Genomic DNA, 4,987 nt, shown 5'->3' on the forward strand with positions numbered 1-4,987 from the left:
TTTACCGGCAAGAAGAATTTTGTCTGGACCTGCAACAAGGACACAAAGGAGCAGGCGTTCAATGATGGGAACGTGGTCGCGATTATGCGGATCACGGACCTAAAGGCCTAAGGCTCGTTTCTTCGCAAAAAAATCGATTGTAGTTGCGAATGGCGCACGCGACGGCGCACCGATCGCGTCGGTTTGCCCTCTGACGTGACTTCCTGGTTGCGCCGAACTCTAGATATGTCGCTGCGCCAACCGACGCGAGACAAACGTCTAAGGGCTAGTTGGCGGACGATATGAAATCGACGAGCGCCGCGACAATGGTCGGGGCGTCTCAATTCAAGACTACTGCAACATGAAGAGAGAGAGGGAGAGAGAGAGAGAGAGGGAGGCCGATGTCTGAATTGGGTCATTCGCGTCGGTTTGGCCGATAGTTAGCGACTTCCGGTCTAGCCCCGTGAACGGACATGTAGCGGCAGCCCGCCGTGGAAGCGAAGGCCCAATAGGCGACGTCACGCCCAAACGTGACTGACGCAATGCCGCGGCTAGCGAAGTGGGCGGGGCCGGCTGAACAAGAAACGGCTGGGAGTGAACTTTCGGGCTACTGCGAGCGCGCTGCCCTCGCACGTTTCGAGCGCGATCTTCTGGGCCAGCATGACGTCTCCAATCGGAAGGTCGCCAACGGGCAGGAAACACAAGCCGATCCTTGGACGGCCGTTTTCGCCGATCTCGCAGACATTCACAGCCGCTCCCGCATAGATTCTGTAGCGGTTGCCCGTGTCGCCGCCGACCACATCGAAATAGCCCGTCTGCGCGAATTGTCGCCGCTGGACGGGCGAGAGGTACTGCCGCAGCAGTAGCAGCGCGTGTCCTTCCGGAGTCCTCTCGGCGCCGTGTCGAATGAACAGCGCCTTTGCGGCCCTCCTCCGTGAGCGTTCACCCGGCCGCGACCGCCTGAACAGCCACACAGCTCAGCGATTCAGCCGCCGACCAGCCGGGGGAAGAAGAGAGTTTCTTCCGCAGTGGGGTCGAACGATCGGATCCGCGACACCTGACCTGAACCGGTCCGGACCGCGGCGGTGAAGCCGACGTTCGTCAGCTCGCGAAATCGCTGCTCGGCCTTGGCTACTTCTCGTGCATCGTCCGCGTCGAAGAAGTGACGGCTGTCGCCGGTACTGTCCATCACAGTCTGGATCGGCATGCGGATCTCTCCTTGTTGATCATGACTGAATATTGTTGCAGCTCTGAAGTTCCTCGATCCGCACCAAAGCTACTGCCTCCGCGCCTCGCAACCAAGGCTTCGGTATGGTGGTACGCAGATGGCCCGCAAGTCAGGGCGCAGTTTTTGTGGACTTCGGCGAACAGCATCAGCCCGCCACAGCATCACCGGATATGGCCATTGGTCGAAAGTCGGTCCGCATCCTTCCACAAACCAGCTTTCGCATTCACATACCATAATTCACCTGATGGAGAGCGCAGTTATGCTCAGAGTGGGCGTTGCGAGTTCAGAGGCTTTCATGCCGTACTACGAATTCGAGCTTGTCACCTATGCAACATGCCAGCATCAAGGCGGAATGATCCTTGAAGATCGACAAGGAGCGGCGGACCAAACAGAACGTCTCGCGGCAGAGCTCACGCTGGTACGACCAGAACTGATGTCCCACAATTCTGCAATTCGGGTTCGAGATCACAGCAACGCTGAAATCTATCGCACTGCGCTCGATGCTCTTGCAATCCGGAACGCCACCCAGGTCCCGGCACACCATTGTACTCACGATAGCACAACGTTCGTGCTGCCGATTGGACATTCATCCGGCTGCTCCACCAACTGCACCCAAGCTCACCGAGGCGGGTTCAATTCGCCTGCAAGCCAACCGACCGCATCTGTCTTCATCGGATCCACAGCGAACGACGCCGTCTCGGTACGTTCGCAGGTCGAGCATTCGAACGTGCGCTTCTCGAATCCGGACTTGCCGGGAGAGATGCGCGCCAATGCCATCCGGTGTTTGCATACCGGACACATCGGCCGTTCGTTGATACACGCAGTCATCCACTGGCCCCAAAGAATACTCATTTACCCCAATCCGATTTTCGAAACGACAAATGGTGAGCGCTAGGCAGCAGCTAAGTCATGCTGACCAGGGGTGAAACAGCCTTCAATGTCGGTTGGGAGAGGAGTCGCCGCCAAATGCTCCCAGTATTCTGCCTCGGCGAGCAGTTTCCAGCTTCTGTCAGGATGAAGCGCGGCACTCTGCCGACAGAGCGCCGCCATCGCGCGCAAGCGCTGTGCGGTTTCCATTCCAGCCTCCCATGTTTTCCCATCTTATTTTTTGCTTTTACGCTGGAGTCATTATGATTATGCGTCAGAACTAATTTTTGTTTTTCCCGACCGCGACTCGATACGCGCTTGCTGCGGTTGGCTTTCGTTTCGAGCGCCAACGCTGTTCATTTAGCGCAATGTTCCGACTGGACATTCGTCCTGGTTGAAGCCTTGTGCTCTGACGGACCACGGCTCCGCCACGCCTTTTGGTGCACATGCGGTGCTCGCGAACGATACAGGGAAGGAATTTCGGCGCGGAGAGAAGGACCTCTTCAGCCCTGGCCTGATCACGCAGTTACGACTTGGAACGCGCGCTTGCTCCACCATCCGCGGTCGCCCCCAGGGGAAACGCCCCCAGAGCGTCCGCCATCGCAATTCTCACTGCCTTAAAGATCATTATGGCCGGACTTTTGACTCCCTCAAATGGAGCTGCGAGTCAGGTTTCATCGTCATCGCCATCGTCGTCCTGATCGTCTTCGTCCGAATCGACGGCCATAGCTTCGATGTAGTCACGGCAGGCATCCCGCAGTGTGCGACACGATGTCGGATCGTCAGGGAAAACCACCATCCCCCGGTCTTCCTTCCATAGATGGAAAAGGGCGATGTGAGCGACATGACGCCCGCGCGTGCTGCACGATATCCGTGCGGCTACACAACGCAGTTTCAGCGGTCGATAAGTTATCGTTGACTTGTCGTTTTGGAAAGCCGCCGCACCACTTAGCCTCGTGGTGGCCGGCACCACCCGTAAATTTCCCAAGTGCCGGCAACCAGGCGCAATGGTTAAGTTGCGACAGGTTTGAGCGCCGCATCATGAAAACACAAAAGCCAAAGCAATGGGCCGACCGCGAGGTCCAGCAACTGTCCAAGCTGGCCCGGGCAGGCGCTGGCGTATCGAAGATCGCAGCCAAGCTGGGCCGTCACGCAGGATCGGTGAGGCGAATGGCGGGAAGGATAGGGATACTGTTGAAGAAGTAGCCGTTGAGGAAGCTCGCATGCCTCGCGCGAATGATGGCATCACGGCTTACCTACAACCCAAAACCGCGACTAATCTCCCGCACAAGCCTGCGCGCAGCTCAGTATTTCGACCATAGAAGAGCACCTGATTGAGCTGCGAAGGATGGTCAGCCCAAATAGCGCGATAGCAATACCTCTAAACATGGTGGTGGACCGGGTTGCCCCGGCCTTCGAGGGATTGGGGGGAGCTGGGCACGACTGCATTACCCACTTTAGGGCCGTGTGCCGGGAACACTCGGTAATCAGCGAAGCGTTCCAACGCCGCACCGTCGCAAAGACTCAGCGGCCTCTGCCAGAGCCTTCCGACGAAGCCGAGGGGCAGCTAAAGTTGGCGTGCCACAACTTCAAAGAGATGAACGGGCTGGGGAAACTGGAAAAGGCGTATGCCGCGATGGCGCTCGCGAACGGGACGGAGCGGTTTCGACGGTGATCAATACGCGCCGCTCCGCTTCGCGCACGCGGGCCCGAAGACACTCCAGTTCGGACAATTGAGACGCAAGCCGTTCCTGACGCTCATGCAGCCGCACAATGGCGTCAACCGCTAGACCGGGATGTTCACGCATGTCGTGTACCCCCCAACCAAGCCTTCTAACATGCTTGGATCATGGCCCGTCGGCGGACCAATCGGGAAAATGATGCAACAGAGACTGAAATCGGCCGACGTTGTTCCAGCATCCACATATGTGAATCGTATGTTGCTGTTGGAAGTTAATTCGGCGGAGTGCATCAGGCGCCGCGCGAAGGCGCAGCCGAACTGTCCGGTGGTGAGCGCCATTCCGCGCGATGCAGGGCTTTACGTTCGGTCGACCTGTCCCGGCTCAGCGACCCGACTCTTCTCACCAGTGGTCCAACAAAAGACGCGGCGCTGGCTGGGATTTCGTCCACGTCTGCATAGACGACCATTCCCGCGTCGCCTTCTCCGAGATCAAGCTCGACGAACCGGCGGCCGTACGCGAGCCGGACGAAGACTAGATTGACGCGTGTTCGGCCGTGGGTGCTATAATATCCCCCATGGGCTGGGATGCGAAAGACATAGGGCTCCTCATCAGGCTCTGGTCCGCAGGACATAGCGCGGCGCAGATAGCGCGCCGGCTCGGATGCAGTCGTAACGCGGTCTGCGGCATGCTGACCCGTCAGGGCCTAAAGCGCGGTCACAAGCTGCCCACGGCAACGCCTAAGATAAGGCCGACCCCGAAGCTGAGGGCGACGTCGTGGCAGCTTGCGCCGGTCCAGTCGCAAAGAAGATCTCGCGGAACGCGGCGGAGAGGCAGCAGCCCAAGCAATTCAGCAAGCAGCAGCTTTACGAGATACTGGCTGAGGCGGTCAAAAATACTGGCTAAGAGGTCACCGCGAATGTCGTTGCGCTGCGCTCAGTATCGGCTCGGCTCGACGGTTCGGGGGTCGTGCCCCTTCCCAAGTTCGTCCCGTTCGCGTCAATCGCGTCGGTTTAGTCCTCCGCGATGACTTCCGGTTAGCCCCGATGAGCAGACGTCTTTGGCGCCATCGCAGGGTCTCAAACGGGCCAGAAGCTGCCATTTCTCTTGCCGCGTCGGCGATACTGTCTATGGATGTCGGCCTCTCCTGGCTTGACTGTCAATCGGCCTGTAAATTTGACCCCTCATCGGCGTCCAATTTTGACCCCTTCGTGCGCCGCGGTTTGACGGTAGC

General features: G+C 58.5%; 7 protein-coding genes and 1 pseudogene. 5 read left to right on the top strand and 3 right to left on the bottom strand.

Annotated elements, in window-relative coordinates; translation table 11 throughout:
* Nucleotides 1-530 precede the first annotated feature (530 nt).
* Both AC0L3K_RS40205 and AC0L3K_RS40210 read right to left on the bottom strand, forming a co-directional pair.
* Complete coding sequence (locus AC0L3K_RS40205) at nt 531-953, bottom strand: hypothetical protein (RefSeq protein ID WP_007601179.1); 423 nt, start codon at nt 951-953, stop codon at nt 531-533.
* An 11-nt stretch (nt 954-964) separates the two neighbouring features.
* Nucleotides 965-1,186: a hypothetical protein gene (locus tag AC0L3K_RS40210; protein ID WP_007601178.1), complete on the bottom strand. Its 222-nt coding sequence runs from the start codon at nt 1,184-1,186 to the stop codon at nt 965-967.
* A 316-nt stretch (nt 1,187-1,502) separates the two neighbouring features.
* Here AC0L3K_RS40210 and AC0L3K_RS40215 point away from each other — a divergent pair, with 316 nt between their 5' ends.
* A complete protein-coding gene (locus AC0L3K_RS40215) occupies nt 1,503-2,102 on the top strand; it encodes a hypothetical protein (RefSeq protein WP_157158656.1) in 600 nt (199 codons plus the stop codon).
* Here AC0L3K_RS40215 and AC0L3K_RS40220 read toward each other — a convergent pair.
* On the bottom strand, nt 2,099-2,284 hold the full coding sequence (locus AC0L3K_RS40220; RefSeq protein WP_007601176.1) for a hypothetical protein: 186 nt from the start codon (nt 2,282-2,284) through the stop codon (nt 2,099-2,101). The genes AC0L3K_RS40215 and AC0L3K_RS40220 overlap by 4 nt on opposite strands.
* Nucleotides 2,285-3,115: 831 nt before the next feature.
* Between AC0L3K_RS40220 and AC0L3K_RS40225 the strand changes: the two genes are divergently transcribed.
* The 4 genes and pseudogenes from AC0L3K_RS40225 (at nt 3,116) to AC0L3K_RS40240 (ending at nt 4,783) form a co-directional block, all read left to right on the top strand.
* Nucleotides 3,116-3,280 (top strand): hypothetical protein, encoded by a 165-nt coding sequence (locus AC0L3K_RS40225; protein WP_198288274.1) that lies wholly within the window; start codon nt 3,116-3,118, stop codon nt 3,278-3,280.
* A 422-nt stretch (nt 3,281-3,702) separates the two neighbouring features.
* Nucleotides 3,703-3,864 carry a hypothetical protein gene (locus tag AC0L3K_RS40230; RefSeq protein ID WP_007601174.1) on the top strand — a complete coding sequence of 54 codons (162 nt, stop codon included), beginning with the start codon at nt 3,703-3,705 and terminating at the stop codon, nt 3,862-3,864.
* Between the two features lie 274 nt (nt 3,865-4,138).
* A pseudogene (locus AC0L3K_RS40235) lies at nt 4,139-4,258 on the top strand (IS481-like element IS481 family transposase); the annotation flags it as partial.
* Nucleotides 4,259-4,330: 72 nt separating this feature from the next.
* Nucleotides 4,331-4,783: a GcrA family cell cycle regulator gene (locus tag AC0L3K_RS40240; protein WP_473368172.1), complete on the top strand. Its 453-nt coding sequence runs from the start codon at nt 4,331-4,333 to the stop codon at nt 4,781-4,783.
* The last annotated feature ends 204 nt before the right edge of the window (nt 4,784-4,987 follow it).

The organism is Bradyrhizobium sp. MI1.10 (genome assembly GCF_055811035.1).

Coding starts and splice junctions, on each gene's coding strand:
- AC0L3K_RS40215 (WP_157158656.1), top strand. CDS start 1,503: ATGCCGTACTACGAATTCGAGCTTGTCACCTATGCAACATGCCAGCAT.
- AC0L3K_RS40220 (WP_007601176.1), bottom strand. CDS start 2,284: ATGGAAACCGCACAGCGCTTGCGCGCGATGGCGGCGCTCTGTCGGCAG.
- AC0L3K_RS40225 (WP_198288274.1), top strand. CDS start 3,116: ATGAAAACACAAAAGCCAAAGCAATGGGCCGACCGCGAGGTCCAGCAA.
- AC0L3K_RS40210 (WP_007601178.1), bottom strand. CDS start 1,186: ATGCCGATCCAGACTGTGATGGACAGTACCGGCGACAGCCGTCACTTC.
- AC0L3K_RS40240 (WP_473368172.1), top strand. CDS start 4,331: ATGGGCTGGGATGCGAAAGACATAGGGCTCCTCATCAGGCTCTGGTCC.
- AC0L3K_RS40230 (WP_007601174.1), top strand. CDS start 3,703: ATGCCGCGATGGCGCTCGCGAACGGGACGGAGCGGTTTCGACGGTGAT.